Raw genomic sequence first — 18,351 nt, 5'->3', positions numbered from 1 at the left:
AGACTTTAAGTAGGATCAATAAAGCTTGTCCTTAACTCTCTACTTTTACTTTTGGCATTGTCAGCTTTTGATTTTCTTCCAATGACACGATAATATTGTCATTTAATAGCTGATCCACCACACCACCATTTAAATTTAAAGAAGCCATTAAAGTTTCTGAATCACCTACTGCTTCTATCACAAATGGCGCTGGGTGCTGTGTCCCATCAATTGTTATCACTGGTCCATTACAGCGAATATAGGAATTAGCCATAACACGTTGTCCATTGATAGCAATGGCTTGAGCACCTGAAATTTTCAGTTCGTTCAACAATTTAAAAACATGGCTTTCATGAACGATATAATCATTTGGATTCAAAGATTTCGGATCATAGTCTCCATCTTGAAGAGTTACACGTATGCCTTTTCCCTCACTTTTTAGTTCACCAAGTAATAAACGTAAATCCTCTGCTTGTTCAACAAGCTTCTTATAATCCTTTTCATTTGAAGCAAATGATTTTTCATACTTTCGAATCTGTTCTTGTAAATTATTTAGCTCTTCTGTAAGCTCTTTATTGCGTTCTTGTTGAGTGATTAACTCCTCACGATAAGAGTCCTCTTGCTCAAAAAGCTCTGAATTAATAGTGCCTGCTTCCCGATTGTCTTTTGCTTGGTTGTATGAATAGCCTATGATAAATCCTGTTGTTACACAAACAATTAGTAATTCAAATTGTTTTCTAGAAAAAAAACTCCCTTTGCTATTCTTCTTGTTGTTCATCTTCCGTCACTTCCTGGTTAACCATTTCCCCATCTGCACTTGCTTCCAAGTCAATACTTATCTTGTTGTACTCCTCATTAAAAGGACGATAGTATGAACCGACCTCTAAATCGATCACACCTTTTTCTAAGTTGGCAATTTGCGCAACGATCGAGGGGTAGTAATCTAACTTTTCCGCCAGCGTCTGAATCACAGCACGTACTTCATAGCCATCATTCATATAAAGCTTGACCGCATTTGGATTCGCATCATTACTATTCGTGTTAACTTGAGAAATTAAAGCCAAAACTTCCGGCTTTAATTGCGCTAGCTGCTCAACAAGCTTATTAATGGTTTTTTCACCGGTTATCCCGATAAAAACAGGTGCATCAATTGGTGTATCATTACCAGTTTGTTCAAAGCGTTTGCCGTTTTCTAGCAAAGGATAGTAGGTGCCGTCTCCAGCTAAGTACGCAACCTTTTTCCATTCTTTTATTTCAATTGTAACGCCTTGTAGCCAGTTACGTTTAACATGTGCTTCTTTTACCCATTTATCCTTTAATAAAATCTGCTCAACATCTTCCACTTTGAAACCCCACATTGATTTACCTGGAACAAGGGTACTTGTCTCCAAATAATATTCGTCATTCGCTAGCTTAGCACCATGAACTGTGATTTTCTTGATATTGCTATATGGAGATTGAAAATAAAGGAGTACTGCTAACACAATAAAGAAAAGTAATATTAGCACTATAAATTTCCGGTTAGTACGCTTTTTTCGTCGCTTTTTAAGCGTAGGTATGCGATCTTCTATATCGATTACTTTCTCCAAAAAGTACTCCTCCTTTATATTTATTTCGCTAATTGATAAATAATACCTATTATTAACCACATTGTTACTAAAGATGTACCTCCGTAGCTAATAAAGGGCAATGTAACACCCGTTACTGGCACTAAACCTATTACGACAGCTATATTTAGAAATGCTTGCACCATCAACATCGTAACAAGCCCGATAATCGCATAATAGGATGTTCGATTTTTAGCCTGTACAGCAAATTTATAGCCTGCATAAATTGTCAGTACAAAGAGCGCTAAAATGACAAGGCCACCAATTAATCCGACTTCTTCTAAAATAATCGCGTAAATAAAATCATTTTGCGGTTCAGGTAAATAAAGGAATTTTTGGCGACTTTGACCAAAACCATGACCGAATATCCCTGCTGGACCAATTGCCATTAAGGATTGCACTGCTTGGAACCCACTTACTAAGGGATCTGCCCATGGATCAAGAAATGCTTCTATACGCTTTAGACGATACGGTGCTGTCGCAATGAGCCCTACCAATCCAGCAACACCAACTAGCATAATCATGGCGTACAGTTTTAGAGGATAGCCAGCGACAAAAAATAATAAAAACACAGAGACAACAAGAATAAATACTGAGCCGAAATCAGGCTGCAACATAATAAGGGCAACGGGTAGTAGAAGAATCGCCCCATGGCGCCAATTAACAATCGGTTTTCCTGTTTTATGTTGTGCTAATATATGACTCAAGTACACAATGACTGTAATTTTCGTTAGCTCTGCTGGCTGAATTGTTAATGGACCTAAACCAATCCAGCTTTGCGAGCCATTTCTCACAAGCCCAATACCTGGAATTAGTACGAGAACAAGTAAAATTAACGAAAATATATAGGCCATTTTCCAAAAGGACTGCTCTCTCAAAATATTTAATCGAATCGTGATTAAAAATACGACAATGGCTACCACAAAGTATATGCTTTGCTTCATATAAAACGGCATTTTTCCACTATAATGAACGGCACTCCAGTAGGTACCTGCAGAATAGACGAAAACAATGCCGATTATTGATAGCATCAAAGTTGTGACGAGCAATAAGTAACTTTCTTTACCTCTCAGTAATGCCATCCTTCCAAGTCAAGTATATTCTAAAATAGTTACAGGCTCATTACAGCTTCATTACAGCATCAATAAAAACATCTCCGCGTATTTCAAAGCTGTCATATTGATCCCAGCTTGCACATGCTGGAGATAGTAAGATAATATCTCCCTCTGCCGACATCGGTGCTGCATAGTGTACAGCGTCTTCTACATTTTGGGCAATGACTGTCTGTTGGACACCACACGACTTTGCAAATTCTACAAAGCGTAAGCCTGTTTCTCCAAATGCAACAACACCTTTTACATGCTGCATACAAGGGCGAAGTTCTTCAAAAGAATGTCCACGATCTAAGCCACCTGCGAGTAAAATAATAGGTGCTTGGAAAGCATCTAAAGCACTCTTTGTTGCTAAGCAGTTGGTTGCCTTAGAATCATTGTAAATCTTTCGACCATTCCATTCGCGAACGAATTGTGTACGGTGACGAACGCCACCAAAAGTCGCTAACACCTCTTCCATCTTCGCCTTGTCACAGCCAACTAAAATACAAGCTGCAACGGCTGCTAGGATGTTTTCTAAATTATGCTTGCCAGGCAGGGCGATATGAGCACGCTCCATATATGGCTCACCTTGCCAATAAATCGTTGTCTCATCTGCACTAATGCCGCTTGTAGTACGTCCCTTTGAACTGAATGGGACTTTTTGAGCATTCGATTGTGCTGCATATCCAACAACAATCGGTTGATCCGCATTATAAATAAAATAATCACTATCATCTTGATTACGTGTCACACCAAACTTTGCTCCAGCATAATTGTCAAATGTCCCATGATAATCAAGATGTGCATCATAAAGATTTGTTAAAATAGCGATTTTTGGCTTAAACGTTTTTATTCCCATCAATTGGAATGAAGACAACTCAGTTACAATGATGTCATCTTTATTAGCTTCTTTTGCGACACCACAGGCTACTGTCCCAATATTCCCCGCAATTAGAGGATTTTTACTCCCACTATTTAACATATCAAAAATTAAAGTTGTCGTTGTGGTTTTGCCATTTGATCCTGTTATACCAATAAATGGCGCATCGCTAATTAAATAAGCAAGCTCAATCTCTGTCCAGACAGGTATTTCACGACGAAGGGCATCAGCCACAATTCGATTGCTATATGGTATCCCAGGATTTTTGACTACTAATTCAAAGCCTTCATCTAGTAAATCTTCAGGATGACGACCACAAATCACTGTAATCCCCTTTTGTAATAAACCTTGTGCATCTGGACTTTCATCAAATGGTTTGGAATCATTGACGGTTACAAAGGCGCCAAGCTCATGTAAAATTTCAGCAGCGGCTACACCACTCTTTGCTAGACCTAACACAAGTACTTTTTTATGTTGTAAATCTGTATAGTTTTTCATTAGAACGCCTCCGATAAGACTGCAATCAATGCTACTGCTAGAGCAGTTGACCAGAAGACAAGCACGACTTTCCATTCTGACCAACCTGATAATTCAAAGTGATGGTGGATAGGACTCATTTTAAAAATACGCTTTTTGCGAAGCTTAAAGCTACCTACCTGTAAAATAACGGATAATGTTTCGATAACAAACACTAAACCAACTAGCAAAAGCAAGAATTCTTCCTTTACTAGCACAGATACCATCGCTAATGCCCCACCTAATGCTAACGAACCCGTATCTCCCATAAATACCTTGGCAGGATTGGCATTAAATAATAAAAATCCTAATAAAGCACCTGTTACAGCAAATGTAAATAGTGCAATATCCGCTTGATTTTGGAAGAGCGCAATAACGCCAAATGCTGCAAAGGCAATTGAAGCAGTGCCTGCCACTAGCCCGTCTAAACCATCCGTCAAATTTACGGCATTGGAGAAGCCTACTAGCCAGAAAATTAAAAAGGCTACATAGAATACCCCAAGATCTATTGTCCACTCAGTAAACGGAATAGCGAGCGTTGTATCAAATGATGCTACATACAGCAGGAAATAAGCAAGAATAGCAATAACAATTTGACCAATCAACTTCTGAAGAGAAGTTAAACCTAAATTTCTTTTAAATACAACTTTTAAACCATCATCCAATAAACCTATTAAACCAAACCCTGCTAATACTAATAAAAGTACTACGGTTTGTGTCGTTAATAAATCTAAAAAGCTACCTACACCAACAGTTGTAAGGACGATAGATATTAAAAAAATGATTCCTCCCATTGTTGGTGTACCAGCTTTTTTCATATGTGATTTTGGTCCTTCTTCACGAATACTTTGCCCAAACTTTAGACGACGAAGAAGTGGAATACTAATTGGTGCCAGGATAACTGTTACTATAAAAGCAAGAGCTAAAATGGTAAGTGTTGTTGCGAGTTTCATTGAAAAATCTCCTTTAAATCTTGTTTCACTTTCTTCTTTAAGAAAAAAGCATAAACTTTCATTTATTTATTACTACCCTTCATAATAATAGTGGTTCTTTCCCATTTTTTAAAGGTAAAGTTATTTTAGTTCTCCAAATATAAATGAATGGTACCATCTTGTTTGATAACACTATCCACTTCAGGTAATTGGTTACCAATTTTGGTCCCTTCCCCATGCCATTCTATGCGGAATGGATAAAATTGCTTGGCAATATCATCTTTTGTTTGACCAATAAAATTCGGTACCTTTACAGTAATTGGATCACCATAACGATAATCCTTTTCAAGCTGTTCCTTCGATTTTTCAATACCTACAAAAGGTGCAACATCCTCAATAATTTGCCCAACAATCGGTGCTGCTACAACACCGCCAAACTGTGTTGTCTTTTTCGGATTGTCAACAGCTACATAGACGACAATTTGCGGATTGTCTGCAGGCGCAAAGCCTATAAATGATACGATATATTCTCCACTTTTATAACGACCATTTTCAACCTTTTGTGCGGTTCCTGTTTTACCGCCAATTCGTAAGCCATCACGAAAGGCTTGTCGACCTGAACCATTCGCCACTACCGATTCTAATGCGCCTCGTACTTTGGCAGATGTCTCCTCACGAATCACCTGATTTTTAACAACTGGCTCCGTCTCTTGTATAACTTCCCCTGTATTCGGATTAAATACCTTTTTCACAACATATGGCGTATAGAGCTTGCCTCCATTGATTGCAGCAGCTACTGCCTGCACTTGTTGAATAGGTGTCACGGCTACCCCTTGCCCAAATGAAGTGGTGGCCTGCTCAACAGGTCCAAAGGCTTCCTTAGAAAATAAAATCCCTGAAGCTTCACCAGCAATATTAGATCCTGTCTTTTGACCAAAACCAAAATCTTTAATATATTGCAACAACCGCTCATTACCTAACCGCTGTCCTAATTCTATAAAACCTGGGTTACAGGAGTTTTCAACTACCTCTAAAAATGTTTCATGCCCATGCCCCTCACGCTTCCAACAGCGAAGCCTTGCACCAGCAACCATTGTATAGCCTGGGTCATAAAAAGTATCATGTTCTAAATCCACTAAATTTTCTTCCAAGGCTGCACTCAAGGTAATAATTTTAAAAGTTGAACCAGGCTCGTATGTCATCCATACAGGTAAATTTCGATTATAAATCGCAGGCTCTACTAATTGATATTCAGCTGGATGGAAAGTCGGATAGGAGGCTAATGCCAAAATTTCACCATTATTTGGATTCATAGCAATAGCCAATGCTTGGTCAGCTTCATAGCGCTTCATAGCTTGTGACAATTCACGCTCAACAACCTGCTGGACATCGACATCGATGGTTAACTCAATCGTTGCACCATCCTCTCCCGCTTTCCATGCACTCGAAACATTTGGTAAATTATTACCTTTTGCATCTGTAAAGAGGCGAATCGCAGAAGAATTAGCCTGCAATAATTTATCATATTCATATTCAATCCCAGCTAAGCCTTGAGCATCATAGCCAGTAAAGCCTAAAAATCGAGATAAGAGTGTGCCGTAAGGATAATCCCTAGAATAGTCCACACCACTGTATAATCCTTCAATTTGCATACCTTGTAATTCCACCGCTTTTTCATAGGGTATATTTTTCCCTTCCGGCGCTAACTTCACTAAATAGGCTTTTTTCTGCATTTTCTCTAGTAGCTTCTCTTTGTCTACTTCCAGAACTTGCGCAATTTTTTCTGCAGCCCCTTCAATATCCTTACTTTGTGAAGGCATGAAATACAAGGTTGGAGCTAGCTTATTGGTTACGATGCTTTCACCATCTCGATCTGTAATATGCCCACGTTCATTTGCAAATGGAATTTCTCGGTCCCAATTCTCCTCTGCCTTCGTTGTCAGTTCTTTTTGATCTAATACTTGCAAAAAGAGCAGTCTTACAATAATTGCCACAGCCACACACATAAACAACACATATAAAATACGTAAACGCTTTTTAGAATGGATAGAAATCCACTTCATTCGACATCACACCTTGTTTTTTACAACGTATGAAATAAAGTGGACTTCTATTCAGTATTATTCATCCTCTATTTCTTCAACTTCACCCTCAGCGGGGGCTTCAACATCTTGCACAAAGCTTTCTGCAGGTGTTTTGAGCTTGACAACAATCGGTGAACTATCAGTGATGATAGTTCCTGCGGATACACTTTGACTCGCTACAAAGCCTTCACCGAAAATTTCCATCTCTAGCCCTGTCATAGATTTAAAAACAAGTAAATTGCGTAATGACCAATTCGTAAAGTCTGGCAATGTTATTTCGCCATCTGTCTTTAAAAATATAAAACTACCTTTTACAAGTTTTTGAGTGTTCGTTGGATATTGTTCAATAATTTTACCACCAGCGCCAACAATGATTGGCTGTAAACCATCATTCGCTAATTCTACCTCCACCGCTTCAGCACTTTGACCTGTATAATCTTGTATACTAACTTTATTGACATGCTGTACATCATCTGGATTGATGTTAAGATGCTTTAAGCTATTTAACATAACTGGGTTAAATACTTTTGACACTGGTACAGATCCAAGCTCGTTGCTCAACTTAGGTTTTTTCACTGAGACATAGACAATTAACTGTGGATCGTCTACAGGAGCCAAGCCTAAGAATGAATAGAGGTATTGGTTTGAAAGATATCCACCACTAGCTTTTGGAATTTGGGCAGTCCCCGTTTTCCCAGCAACCTCATAATCCTCCAGTATAAAATCCTTCGCCGTACCTTTTTCTGAGGTTAACGTTGAAGCAAGGATTTCTCGTACTTGTTTCGCTGTATCAGCTTTAATTGGTTGTCCTTTTTCCACGGGCTCATGCTTTTGAATAACTTTTCCAGTTGATGAGTCGACAATACGATCAATAACATATGGCTGCATCATTTTTCCATCATTCGCAATTGCTGTCATCGCTTGGATTAACTGAATAGGCGTTACTGTAGAACCTTGGCCGTAAGTTGTTGTCACTCGTTGAATAGGATACTTCGATAAAATAGTACCTGCCGCTTCATTCGGTAAATCAATACCTGTTTTATGACCAAAACCAAAGCGGTCCAGATATTCAATAAAGACATCATCACCAATCTTCGTTAATAAATGGGCCATACCCGTATTGGCAGATCGTTGGAACCCTTCTAAATAAGTAATCGGTCCCCAACCATATCTATTGTGATCTCGAATCGTACGGTCAAATACTGTATATGATCCTGACATAAACCATTCATTCGGTGTCCATTTTCCTGTATCAATAGCTGAAGCAAGCGTGAATGTTTTCATCGTTGATCCAGGCTCGATTGTCTCCTCAATCACCTCATTCAACCACTTCATATTTTGACTTTCACGTGTTTCAGGGTTGAACGTAGGACGCTGAGACATCGCTAAAATTTTCCCTGTTTTCGGATCTGCTACGACCGCTGTCATAGATTCAGGATTATATTCCTGTTCAACCTTTGTCATTGCTTCCTCTAAAAAGCTTTGGATTGTTTTATCGAGCGTTAAATAAATGTCATTCCCGTTTTTGGCAGGTGTCACCATTTTCTCGCTATTTGGGAGTAAGTAATGGAATGCATCCGTCTCATATTTAATCTTGCCATTGACGCCTGTTAGCTCTTTATCGTACGTATACTCTAGGCCCATTTCTCCCTTTGTTGTAACTGTTCCATCTTCATTATCCTTTTTCAGTGCATAGCCTATTAAATGGGAGGCAAATACACCATTTGGATAATAACGTTTTAAGTCACTGACAAATAGGATTCCTGGTAATTTTTCATCCTTTATTTTACTCATGACTTCGTGACTAATGCCTCGTCCAGCGCTGCCAAACTCAACTTGGTATAAAGGCTCGCCATCACTTCTATATCGATTGTTCAGTTTTTTAACAATCTCTTCTTCATTGTCCTTCATTGCTGGAATATACTTAGCCAAAACCTCGGCCGTTTTTTCAGAATCTACTACATGTCTTGGTTTCTTAGGATCTGTCGTAGCCTTTTCGCTTACAATGGCAATTATGCGGTAACTTAATGTATCTTCCGCAATTACTTGCCCATTTTGATCATAAATCTTCCCACGATTTGCTGTAAGTACACTTTCTTTACCATACTTCGCTGCGGCTCTCGCTGCAAGCTCTTGTCCTTCTACTTCCCCTGTCGCCTGAATCGTCACCATTCTTGTAAATAATAGAAAAAAGAGCCCTCCATAAAAAATTAATAATAGAAAGGCTCCCCATTGGAATCGAAATCTCTTTTTTTTCATTCTCCCGGCACTACCTTTACATTTTTCTCATTTTGAGTTAAACCGAGTTCTTTCGCTTTTTTCCATATGTTTTCGTATGTAGAAAGTTCACTCACACGAACCGTCAAGTCAACATTCTGTTTCGCAATCTCTTCTGCTTCTGATTCAATGTTTTGAATGTCTATACTTGTTGTTTGAATAGCTGCTTGTTTATTTAACACTATTACTCCTAAAACTATAATAATGCCAACTAAAGCAAGTAGCATTGTCTTTTCAAACTTCTGGTTCGGTTTTTTACGACGTATGATAGTGGGTTGTGGACTAGGTGGTGTTATCGGTTGTTGCACTTGTTGATGTTGGTGCTGTTGCCTTACACGAACTGCTGCCATTTACTCACGCCCTTTGTCGTTAATTTTCTCCACCACTCTAAGCTTCGCTGAACGTGCACGATTATTGACTGCCAATTCTTCATCAGAAGGAATAATTGGCTTTCGTGTAATCAGCTTTAAAGTTGGCTTCATGTCATCAGGAATTACAGGTAAGTTTGGTGGTAATTCCGGTAATGATGACGCTTCCTTAAAGATTGTCTTACATAGGCGGTCCTCCAATGAATGGAACGTAATGACACTAATGCGCCCCCCTACGTTAATCATATCAATCGCATCGACTAATGAATCCTCTGCTGCGCCTAGCTCATCATTGACAGCAATTCGTATTGCTTGGAAAATGCGCTTTGCTGGATGTCCACCTTTTCGGCGTGCCGCTGCTGGAATACCCTCTTTAATTAATTCTACAAGGTGACCAGTTGTTTCAATTGGAGCTACTTTACGAGCTTCTTCGATTTTACGAGCCACTTGCTTTGAAAACTTTTCTTCCCCATAACGGAAAAATATCCGAACGAGATCTTCATATGCCCAATGATTGACAACATCAAATGCTGTCAGCGTTGCTGTTTGATCCATACGCATATCAAGTGGTGCATCATGGTGATAGCTAAAGCCTCGTTCAGGTGTATCTAATTGTGGAGAAGATACGCCTAAGTCATACAAAATGCCATCAACCTGCTCGAAACCATGAGCTACTAGTTCCTCTTTTAAATAACGGAAATTCGAATGAATAAATGTAACACGCTCAATATAGGGCGCTAATCGAATTTTCGCATTTTCAATGGCCGTCGTATCTTGGTCAAAGCAAATCAAACGACCTTTATCTGATAATTGTTGTACTAAATATTCACTGTGACCTGCACCACCTAGCGTACAGTCCACATATACACCATCAGGATCGATGTTCAACCCATCAACAGTTTCTTTTAATAACACGGTTGTATGATCGAACATACCACACGCTCCTTTCAGGCCTTAACCTCATACAACTATCGCGTTGTAATACCTATAAAAGTTAAAAATCAAAGCCAATCATATTTTCTGCAATTTCATTAAAAGATTGTTCAGACTCACTAAAGTAAGCTTCCCAAGCATCTTTTGCCCAAATCTCAATTCGATTTGAAACCCCTAACACCACACACTCTTTTACAAGATGTGCATGTTGCATGAGAGTAGTTGGGATATTGATACGCCCTTGCTTGTCTATTTCTACCTCTGTTGCTCCAGAAAAGAAAAACCTTGCAAATGCTCGGGTATCTTTTTTGGTCATTGGTAAACCTTTTAATTTTTCTTCGAGTTTTCGCCATTCATTCATAGGATAGCCAAATAGACAGTTATCGAGACCTCTTGTGACAACAAACGTTTCGCCTAAAGCTTCACGAAATTTTGCCGGTACGATTATTCGCCCTTTTGCATCAACGGAGTGTTGATATTCTCCCATGAACATACTACTCACCCCACTTTATTAAATAATGTACCACATCCCCCCACTTTCCTCCACTTTTTTTAAAAAAAACTTGACATTTTATCACTTAATATGCAATTTGGCCTTTAGGATTTTTTTCGATATATGCTAAAGGACATAAGAAAAGAGCTACCCTTAGTAGGATAGCTCTTTATATACTATTTTTCTCGACATTATTCACCAAATCCATATGGAGGTAAACGAATAATTAGGTAAAAAGAACTTATTTCATTATTTATAAATAGAGTAAATAGTGGTGCTTACCAATGCTGTAATTTTGTTTCAGCATTTCGGTAATTAGCATAGGTCCAAACTCATTGATATATTGGTATGGATTATAGATTCTCTCTTGGAAACCATCATTTGGATACAATTCATGTTGCAGCGTCATAAATTTACGAATCGTCGCTTCATGCTTGCTTAGTACAGTTTGTTCAATTTTTTGCTGTAGATAATCAAATTGCTTCTCATGATTTTCTTGGTTTTTCACAAGGATCTTTTCTAAATGCAAATGCTGTTTTTCTAAATAGGAAGCTAGCTCCTCATATTTTTCTGTTACTATCTGCTGCATAGCTTGTATTTGTCGTTTTGCTTCACTGTCCTGCACGTCTGCAATAAAACGTTCTTTTAACTGCAATGCTTTGCCTTCCCATACATCCGTCACAGTTAGTTGATGCTCACGTAATAATTGCTCTGCGTGACGTGTAACAATTGTGATATGAAGACGAGGCGCAAAAATCGGCATTTGTAAATCTAATGCTGAAAATGCATTTTTCAGTGTTGCCCAATAAGCCAATTCACCTGGGCCACCAACAAATGCCAACACAGGCAGTGTCATCTCCTGCATTAACGGACGAGTCACTACATTATTACTTAAACGTTCAGGATGCTTGTCAGCAATTGCCAACAGCTCATCCTGTGTAAATTTGAGATTTGCCGCTAAATTAACAAATAGCTCATTTTTTCTTTCTAAAAGATGACGTTCTCCATCCTCTACATAAAATAAATTGGCCGCTTCATATGTCTCCAAAATAGGCTTACCATAGCCAGCACGCTCCAGTTCCTCTTCCTGTTCCGTTACTATTCTAGCAATTTCTTCATTGTAGTGGATAATTTGCGCAAAATATTTGCTTTCAAATTGACGGAATTGGAAGTTGGCTGCATCAATTAACAGCAGACCTTCCTCTTTGAATAGTTGATTCATCAAACAGGCAAAGAAGTCTGTAAATGTTTCACTTTCGTTCAGCGCGTCTACTAGTTGCTTCATCAACGCTTCCGTATACTCTGTCTCACCAATATCCCGAACAATTGTATTAATCAATTGCGTCATCAACTCTTTATTTAGAACTGTTGCAGAAGCCATCGTTTTACGTCTAGAGCGCTCACTATACGCACGCTTTTTTAGTAATTCTCCATGTACTGTATAAGTGTGATTAATCTCTTCTAAGTCGTGATCCTCTCCAGCTATCCAAAAAACAGGAATGACAGGCTGTTGAAGCTTAGCACTTTGCTCTTTCGCTAATGCTATCACTGAAATAGCTTTATGAACGGAGTAAAGAGGGCCAGTTAAGATACCTGCTTGTTGTCCACCGACTACCACCATAGCTCCTTGCTCTAGTTGTTCTAAATGTTCATTCGCCTTGTTAGAAAGCCCAAGCGGCTCCATAAATTGACGAATGATGGCTGTTAATTCTTTTTGGTCTCGAGCATGTTGTGCTAAATGCTTCGCTCTTTCCTCAAAAGCTTGATCATTATACTCATACTCAAAAAATTGATGAATGGCGGTATTTGGCGACCAGTAATCTGCTAGCACATGATTTTTTATAGGTACTTGGATAGACTCCAGTTTCATTTAACATAAACTCCTCTACTCACTAAATCATTTTCTTACTCCATAATGAGAAATTAATTCCATTCATACTATGCACATGATGTCTTAAATGTTTTTAGCCCATCTTTCATCATTACATAAGCTAGCAACAGCACAAGATGACTAAACTATGCTTATAGCACTAAGATCTATGAATTTAATCAATATTCCCATTCATAAAGAATGATTTTTTTATAACTAATTTTGATGCTATTATTTTAACGCTTATAGCTTCAACATGAAAAGAAAATGCTTAGACAACCTGTAAATATTCTACAATGGATTGAATAACCCCCACTATCCAGATCACTACATAGGCTGTACTAAGTATTAAAAATAAAAAACGCCAAATTTTCTTTAGTAACGGCTTTACTTCTATTTCCTTTTTAGTTCTCCAATCAATATATGTAAAAATCATAGCCATCATTATCGCAAGCATGACTAAAAGTGCTCCTACATTCACGCGCCACAGCACCCCAATAGCTAATGGAACAGAAAAAAACAAGCACAATGTCGTCACATCAGATGCTGCTCCAAAAGCATGTGTGCCGCGAATTTTAACCTTTCTGCCAACAAGATAAACAATGACAAAAAGAACAATTGGACAAAAAATGATGATACTAATCAGTATATGTAAAAAGTCTTTCAACTTCGTTCACCGCTCTCCTCTATTGCAAGTACTTGGTGATATAAAGTACGCAAAGTAGGTAAATTATGACCGTTAGCCAAAGCTTTGTTTAGAATGACACCAACAATTGTTTCAATTTCACTCTTTCGACCCTGTAGACGATCTGTAAGCATAGATGATGTATTCTTGGCCGTTTTCCTACATAAGTCTACCACATCAGTAAAAGGTATAGTCTGTTCAATAGCTTCAAAAGCTTCTGTAAGCTCTTTATAAATAGTTTCCATAAGTAAAAACGCCTGTTGATTCGTTACCAACTCACCGTTCTTCACTTTCAATACAGCTGATAATGGATTAATTAAGCTATTTAGCACTGCTTTTTCAAAAAGCATTTGCTCAGCATTACGAACCAGCTCAACAGGAAACAAAGAATTTTGTAATTGTAATAGCTTTTGAAAGATCCGTTGATCCCCTCTTTCTACCGCAAGTTTACAGTGTCCCACCCCTCTATGTTGAACTGTTGCTTGCCCCATCATTTGAGCACCAAAAGAAATTGAACAAAAGGCAATATTTTTTTGTGGTAAGGTGAGTGCCTCCTCGAAATGCGCTAAGCCGTTTTGCATAAAAAGCAATGGCATATCACTCGATAATGCAGCAAATTGTTTGTAGAGCTTTTGCAAATGACCATATTTAACAGCAATCACAAGTAAATCTTGTGGTGGTAGAGTGGCCAAATCTGTAGTAGAAACAACATTTTGCACAGTTTTGGTACCATCAACATTGATACGTGTTAACTGCTTTGTATTTAGTTCATTGACCTGTTCCTGCCTCCTTGCAACCAACGTTACTGACATACCCGATTCCGCTAAAAAGCTCGCTGTTAGTTGACCTACCGCTCCTGCACCAATTACCGCTACGTCCATCTTCTCCACCCCTCCTTCGTTTGAATGTTTTCGGCACAAAAAAACAATTGCTAAACCAAAATAAAACTATAAGAATAAGGTGCCTCAGATTACTTCTAAGGCACCTTCTATGCAGGTTCTTTTATTATACAGGATAGACCGATTGTTGACGATACACTGAAAGGGTTTTATCGCCAGGAAAGAAAAATAATGTAGTCATCATACTTAGAACTTTAATCTTTCATCAATGAGTAGCCCTGTTGTAGCCATTTCACTAACTTATCATGCTCATTTTGCAATTCACGATGCTTCATCTCAAGCGTTTGATAAGCCTCCGTTAATTCGTCAAAACTTGTCAATGCCAATTTCAAGTGACTTCGCATAGATTGTTGGGGCTGATTTCGAACAGCTAATAGTGACTGACTATATTGACCACGCAATGTTTTATTCCAGCGGAAGCCACAAGCTTGCTTTGTACGACCCAATTCTACAGCCGCCATTTCAAAGGCTTCTAGCTGTGTTTTGCCATTTTGCACATTATGCAACACAATTTCTGCTAGTCTTTCATCGTCTTCCTTTGTCCATTGATCTTTTCTTTTTTTCAATTCCATAATCTATCACCCTCGCATTTTTTACTACTATATGCACAAGTGGGCAAAATAGAATCATTGCATGAAAAAAGACAGTGATGATGTTTCCCTCTCATCACTGCCTTTATACATTACTTATTATTCTTCTTGGTCAAGAAATTATTAACTGCTTGGTGATGCGCTTCACTTTCCCACAGCTTCGCGCAAGTACGAACTTCCTCCATCACACGCTCATACATATTGCGTTCACGCCACTTCCGAAGTTCAATTTCCTTATAGGCTTTATGAACAGCAGGATGAATTTTTCGCATATGTTCAATAAAATCATTTAAAGCCTCTTCTTTTGAGCCTTCAAATACACGCATCGCCCATCCAATTTCATATAGTAGTTGTGCAGGATACGGCTTTGCATCTACTAGCATCTTCATCGCGCGATCATGGCGTAAACCTCGTTCAAATAAATATGTACCGCCACCCCATCCACTTGTAATGGCTAATGTACCTTGAATAAAGCCACATTTCGCGTGACTTGCCACTAAACGGAAATCACAAGCTGTTGCAATTTCACAGCCGCCGCCAACAGCAGTACCATTTATAAGCGCTATAGTGGGCACAGGTAACGTAGCAAGATCGTATAATATTTTCCCCATCTTACTTAACATACCAAATGCCTCATCCTCTGTTTCCAGTGAATGAAACTCAGATAAATCCCCTCCTGAGCAAAATGATTTATCGCCTGCACCTGTCACTACCAAAAAACGCACATCTTCATGCTGACGAATATATGTAATGACTTCTTGAAGACCATTCATAACCTCATCATTGACAGCATTCCGCTTCTCTTCACGGTTAATGGTAAATGTCATAATGCCATCATGATTATCAATTGTGTAAGACATACTGTTACCCCCTTTATTCCTGTGAATAAATTGTATCACACAATTATTTTACTATTGTAAAGAACTTCATAATCAACGAAATATTCCGTCTTTTTAAGCTAACAAAAAGGCTAGTAAAGAGCCATGGTCTCTCTACTAGCCTTTTAAGTGAGCAAACACTGTATTATTTGCTTACTACTTCTTTACCTTTGTATTGTCCGCAAGCTTTGCAAACACGGTGTGATAATTTTGCCTCACCACAGTTAGGGCAAGCTACCATACCAGGTACAGATAATTTGAAATGCGTACGACGCTTTCTTTTTGCAGTTTTAGAAGTTCTTCTAAATGGTACAGCCATTGATGGCACCTCCTTACAGATCGTCTATTCGTCTGTTTGATCAAAATACTTAGCTAAAGAAGCTAGTCTTGGATCCACTTTTTGTTCGTCAGCTTTTTTGTGTAGCTTTACGTCTTCATCTGTTGCATAAGACCAGTTTTTACCGCCCTGCACTTGTCCTTCAGAATCTTCCTTGAACACTTGCATTGGTACCTCAAGCAATACTAATTCCTCGAGAATTGGTTTCATGTCGATGACTTCACCTTCTATATAGTGAATGTCTCCGTCATCGTCTCCTCGTTTATCTTCATCAATCCAGCTAAAAATTTCAACTGTTTCGACTTCAATTGGAAACTCAACATCCTCCCACGTGCGAGCACATGGCAGTGTTAACGTTGCTGTCACAGTTAACTGACATGTCATTTGCGATGCACCAAAAGTACATAGCCCTTTTACATGAACGGGCGAAATTGCTCGAATATCCTGGTTTCGCTCCATCACTTCGTCCAGCTGGACAAAGGCATCGATTGGCATCCCGTTTTGGCGGTATTTAGATAATTGATGAATTGACCATTTCATTCGTTTAATCACCTCGAGACAACAATGTTGATTATATAATGTGTAAAAATAGATGTCAAGATAATTTCTTGTCACCACTTAAAAACCCACTTATAATTAAATACTATGAGAAGTGTATTTGCTCCTAACAGTTTCAAATAATGACACAAATTATAAGGGGGAAAAGCATGCAAGCAGTTGGAATTGTCGTTGAATATAATCCTTTTCACAACGGACATGCTTATCATTTAAAACAGGCTAAAAAAGTAGCACAGGCGGAACTTGTTATCGCTGTTATGAGCGGCACATTTTTACAACGTGGAGAGCCAGCCATGGTAGATAAATGGACACGTACTAAAATGGCACTTGCTGGTGGTGTAGATATTGTTATTGAGCTGCCCTACGTCTATAGTACAGCACCAGCCACAGATTTCGCAAAAGGTGCCATTTCCCTATTAAGCGCCGTTGGCTGTGACTCATTTGCCTTCGGAAGTGAAGACGGCTCGATACAACCCTTTTTAAACACATATGAGTTGATAGACCACAACCGTGCAGAATATGACATGCTTATTAAAGACAGCCTTAAAACAGGTGCAAGCTATCCGAAAAGCCTACATTATGCCTATGAACAGCTTTCTCAGAAGTTCCCTGCTCCATACATTGATCTCGCACAGCCAAATAATATACTAGGCTTTCATTATCTTGAAGCAGCGAAATCACTTAACAGTCACATCAAACCACTAACTATTTCTCGCGTAGCTGCAGGATACCATGATGCATTAAAGGAAGACACATCGATTGCAAGTGCCACTGGTATACGTAAAGCACTTGCGTCTACAAATTCTTTACTGAGTGTGCAAAATGTTGTTCCTGAGACTACTTATAGTTATTTAACAGACTGGCATAAACAGTATAGTCAATTTGCAAGCTGGGAAGCATTTTGGCCGTTATTACAGTTTACCATCATCAGACACACGCCTTCAGAACTGACTCGTTATGCAGAAGTAACAGAGGGAATTGAAAATGCTATTGTGAAAGCAGCCAAAACTAGCTCCTCCTTCAATAGCTTTATGGAAAAAATTAAATCTAAACGTTATACATGGACCCGCCTTCAACGCATGATAACACATATATACACGGGGTTTACAAAAGAGCAGCTTCAAAGTTTCGAAGCACCCTCTTATATTCGGCTATTAGGTATGAGCTCGGTGGGGCAAGCTTATTTAGGTAAGCAAAAAAAGGATATCCAATTACCTTTAATTAGCCGAGTGGCAGCTACCAATGATGCAATGTTAGCAATAGATATACATGCAGCAGAGCTATACAATTTAAGTATCGAACAAGGCACAAAGGATTGGACTCTTCCCAAAGATTATCAAACACCCCCTATCCGTTGTTAATGGCTATCAA

At 38.8% G+C, this 18,351-nt stretch carries 18 protein-coding genes; 1 reads left to right on the top strand and 17 read right to left on the bottom strand.

All coding sequences use genetic code 11. The features are described from left to right. Window positions 1–31 precede the first annotated feature (31 nt). The 17 genes from NST76_RS04430 to NST76_RS04350 all read right to left on the bottom strand — a co-directional run bounded on the left by NST76_RS04430 (window position 32) and on the right by NST76_RS04350 (window position 16,962). On the bottom strand, window positions 32–757 hold the full coding sequence (locus tag NST76_RS04430) for a DUF881 domain-containing protein (protein ID WP_036125243.1): 726 nt from the start codon (window positions 755–757) through the stop codon (window positions 32–34). Continuing rightward, a complete protein-coding gene (locus NST76_RS04425) occupies window positions 738–1,568 on the bottom strand; it encodes a cell division protein FtsQ/DivIB (protein WP_036125245.1) in 831 nt (276 codons plus the stop codon). Before NST76_RS04425 ends, NST76_RS04430 begins: the two co-directional genes overlap by 20 nt. A gap of 20 nt (window positions 1,569–1,588) precedes the next feature. Continuing rightward, window positions 1,589–2,668 carry a putative lipid II flippase FtsW gene (gene ftsW / locus NST76_RS04420; RefSeq protein ID WP_089931941.1) on the bottom strand — a complete coding sequence of 360 codons (1,080 nt, stop codon included), beginning with the start codon at window positions 2,666–2,668 and terminating at the stop codon, window positions 1,589–1,591. Between the two features lie 40 nt (window positions 2,669–2,708). Further along, a complete protein-coding gene (murD, locus tag NST76_RS04415) occupies window positions 2,709–4,058 on the bottom strand; it encodes a UDP-N-acetylmuramoyl-L-alanine--D-glutamate ligase (protein ID WP_036125250.1) in 1,350 nt (449 codons plus the stop codon). Beyond that, window positions 4,058–5,029, bottom strand: coding sequence for a phospho-N-acetylmuramoyl-pentapeptide-transferase (gene mraY, locus NST76_RS04410; RefSeq protein ID WP_340812633.1), 972 nt, complete (start codon window positions 5,027–5,029; stop codon window positions 4,058–4,060). The genes murD and mraY overlap by 1 nt, the downstream gene beginning before the upstream one ends. Window positions 5,030–5,154: 125 nt before the next feature. Then, window positions 5,155–7,071 carry a stage V sporulation protein D gene (locus tag NST76_RS04405; protein ID WP_036125256.1) on the bottom strand — a complete coding sequence of 639 codons (1,917 nt, stop codon included), beginning with the start codon at window positions 7,069–7,071 and terminating at the stop codon, window positions 5,155–5,157. Window positions 7,072–7,128: 57 nt separating this feature from the next. Next, complete coding sequence (locus NST76_RS04400) at window positions 7,129–9,351, bottom strand: penicillin-binding protein (protein WP_051891697.1); 2,223 nt, start codon at window positions 9,349–9,351, stop codon at window positions 7,129–7,131. Next, complete coding sequence (locus NST76_RS04395; RefSeq protein ID WP_036125259.1) at window positions 9,348–9,719, bottom strand: cell division protein; 372 nt, start codon at window positions 9,717–9,719, stop codon at window positions 9,348–9,350. The genes NST76_RS04400 and NST76_RS04395 overlap by 4 nt, the downstream gene beginning before the upstream one ends. After that, a complete protein-coding gene (gene rsmH / locus NST76_RS04390) occupies window positions 9,720–10,670 on the bottom strand; it encodes a 16S rRNA (cytosine(1402)-N(4))-methyltransferase RsmH (RefSeq protein ID WP_036125261.1) in 951 nt (316 codons plus the stop codon). It abuts the gene before it with no gap. Between the two features lie 61 nt (window positions 10,671–10,731). Then, window positions 10,732–11,163, bottom strand: coding sequence for a division/cell wall cluster transcriptional repressor MraZ (gene mraZ, locus NST76_RS04385; RefSeq protein ID WP_036125263.1), 432 nt, complete (start codon window positions 11,161–11,163; stop codon window positions 10,732–10,734). Window positions 11,164–11,416: 253 nt separating this feature from the next. Beyond that, window positions 11,417–13,033, bottom strand: coding sequence for a bacillithiol biosynthesis cysteine-adding enzyme BshC (gene bshC, locus NST76_RS04380; RefSeq protein WP_342544669.1), 1,617 nt, complete (start codon window positions 13,031–13,033; stop codon window positions 11,417–11,419). Window positions 13,034–13,304: 271 nt separating this feature from the next. Beyond that, window positions 13,305–13,700 carry a DUF3397 domain-containing protein gene (locus tag NST76_RS04375; protein WP_036125267.1) on the bottom strand — a complete coding sequence of 132 codons (396 nt, stop codon included), beginning with the start codon at window positions 13,698–13,700 and terminating at the stop codon, window positions 13,305–13,307. Next, complete coding sequence (locus tag NST76_RS04370; protein WP_340812630.1) at window positions 13,697–14,599, bottom strand: 2-dehydropantoate 2-reductase; 903 nt, start codon at window positions 14,597–14,599, stop codon at window positions 13,697–13,699. The genes NST76_RS04375 and NST76_RS04370 overlap by 4 nt, the downstream gene beginning before the upstream one ends. Window positions 14,600–14,811: 212 nt before the next feature. Further along, complete coding sequence (locus NST76_RS04365; protein WP_036125273.1) at window positions 14,812–15,189, bottom strand: transcriptional regulator; 378 nt, start codon at window positions 15,187–15,189, stop codon at window positions 14,812–14,814. Between the two features lie 110 nt (window positions 15,190–15,299). Next, the gene (locus tag NST76_RS04360; protein ID WP_058843463.1) at window positions 15,300–16,067 is read right to left on the bottom strand and encodes an enoyl-CoA hydratase/isomerase family protein; all 768 of its coding nucleotides are present in this window, start codon (window positions 16,065–16,067) and stop codon (window positions 15,300–15,302) included. A gap of 163 nt (window positions 16,068–16,230) precedes the next feature. Beyond that, entirely contained in the window at window positions 16,231–16,404 is a 174-nt protein-coding gene (gene rpmF, locus NST76_RS04355) for a 50S ribosomal protein L32 (RefSeq protein WP_010858320.1), read from the bottom strand. Window positions 16,405–16,428: 24 nt separating this feature from the next. Further along, entirely contained in the window at window positions 16,429–16,962 is a 534-nt protein-coding gene (locus tag NST76_RS04350) for a YceD family protein (RefSeq protein WP_036125282.1), read from the bottom strand. 167 nt (window positions 16,963–17,129) lie between these two features. On the opposite strand from NST76_RS04350, the gene NST76_RS04345 reads away from it, so the two are divergent. After that, complete coding sequence (locus NST76_RS04345) at window positions 17,130–18,341, top strand: nucleotidyltransferase (protein WP_342544667.1); 1,212 nt, start codon at window positions 17,130–17,132, stop codon at window positions 18,339–18,341. The last annotated feature ends 10 nt before the right edge of the window (window positions 18,342–18,351 follow it).

This window comes from Lysinibacillus sp. FSL W7-1291 (assembly GCF_038593415.1).
Taxonomy (GTDB): domain Bacteria; phylum Bacillota; class Bacilli; order Bacillales_A; family Planococcaceae; genus Lysinibacillus; species Lysinibacillus fusiformis_D.
The sequence above is the reverse complement of the archived record's forward strand: the minus strand, read 5'-3'. Positions and strand labels throughout refer to the sequence as shown.

Excerpts from the sequence above, each read along its gene's own strand:
- NST76_RS04430 (WP_036125243.1), bottom strand. The coding sequence starts at position 757 with ATGAACAACAAGAAGAATAGCAAAGGGAGTTTTTTTTCTAGAAAACAA.
- ftsW (WP_089931941.1), bottom strand. The coding sequence starts at position 2,668 with ATGGCATTACTGAGAGGTAAAGAAAGTTACTTATTGCTCGTCACAACT.
- murD (WP_036125250.1), bottom strand. The coding sequence starts at position 4,058 with ATGAAAAACTATACAGATTTACAACATAAAAAAGTACTTGTGTTAGGT.
- mraY (WP_340812633.1), bottom strand. The coding sequence starts at position 5,029 with ATGAAACTCGCAACAACACTTACCATTTTAGCTCTTGCTTTTATAGTA.
- NST76_RS04405 (WP_036125256.1), bottom strand. The coding sequence starts at position 7,071 with ATGAAGTGGATTTCTATCCATTCTAAAAAGCGTTTACGTATTTTATAT.
- NST76_RS04400 (WP_051891697.1), bottom strand. The coding sequence starts at position 9,351 with ATGAAAAAAAAGAGATTTCGATTCCAATGGGGAGCCTTTCTATTATTA.
- NST76_RS04395 (WP_036125259.1), bottom strand. The coding sequence starts at position 9,719 with ATGGCAGCAGTTCGTGTAAGGCAACAGCACCAACATCAACAAGTGCAA.
- rsmH (WP_036125261.1), bottom strand. The coding sequence starts at position 10,670 with ATGTTCGATCATACAACCGTGTTATTAAAAGAAACTGTTGATGGGTTG.
- mraZ (WP_036125263.1), bottom strand. The coding sequence starts at position 11,163 with ATGTTCATGGGAGAATATCAACACTCCGTTGATGCAAAAGGGCGAATA.
- bshC (WP_342544669.1), bottom strand. The coding sequence starts at position 13,033 with ATGAAACTGGAGTCTATCCAAGTACCTATAAAAAATCATGTGCTAGCA.
- NST76_RS04370 (WP_340812630.1), bottom strand. The coding sequence starts at position 14,599 with ATGGACGTAGCGGTAATTGGTGCAGGAGCGGTAGGTCAACTAACAGCG.
- NST76_RS04365 (WP_036125273.1), bottom strand. The coding sequence starts at position 15,189 with ATGGAATTGAAAAAAAGAAAAGATCAATGGACAAAGGAAGACGATGAA.
- NST76_RS04360 (WP_058843463.1), bottom strand. The coding sequence starts at position 16,067 with ATGTCTTACACAATTGATAATCATGATGGCATTATGACATTTACCATT.
- rpmF (WP_010858320.1), bottom strand. The coding sequence starts at position 16,404 with ATGGCTGTACCATTTAGAAGAACTTCTAAAACTGCAAAAAGAAAGCGT.
- NST76_RS04350 (WP_036125282.1), bottom strand. The coding sequence starts at position 16,962 with ATGAAATGGTCAATTCATCAATTATCTAAATACCGCCAAAACGGGATG.
- NST76_RS04345 (WP_342544667.1), top strand. The coding sequence starts at position 17,130 with ATGCAAGCAGTTGGAATTGTCGTTGAATATAATCCTTTTCACAACGGA.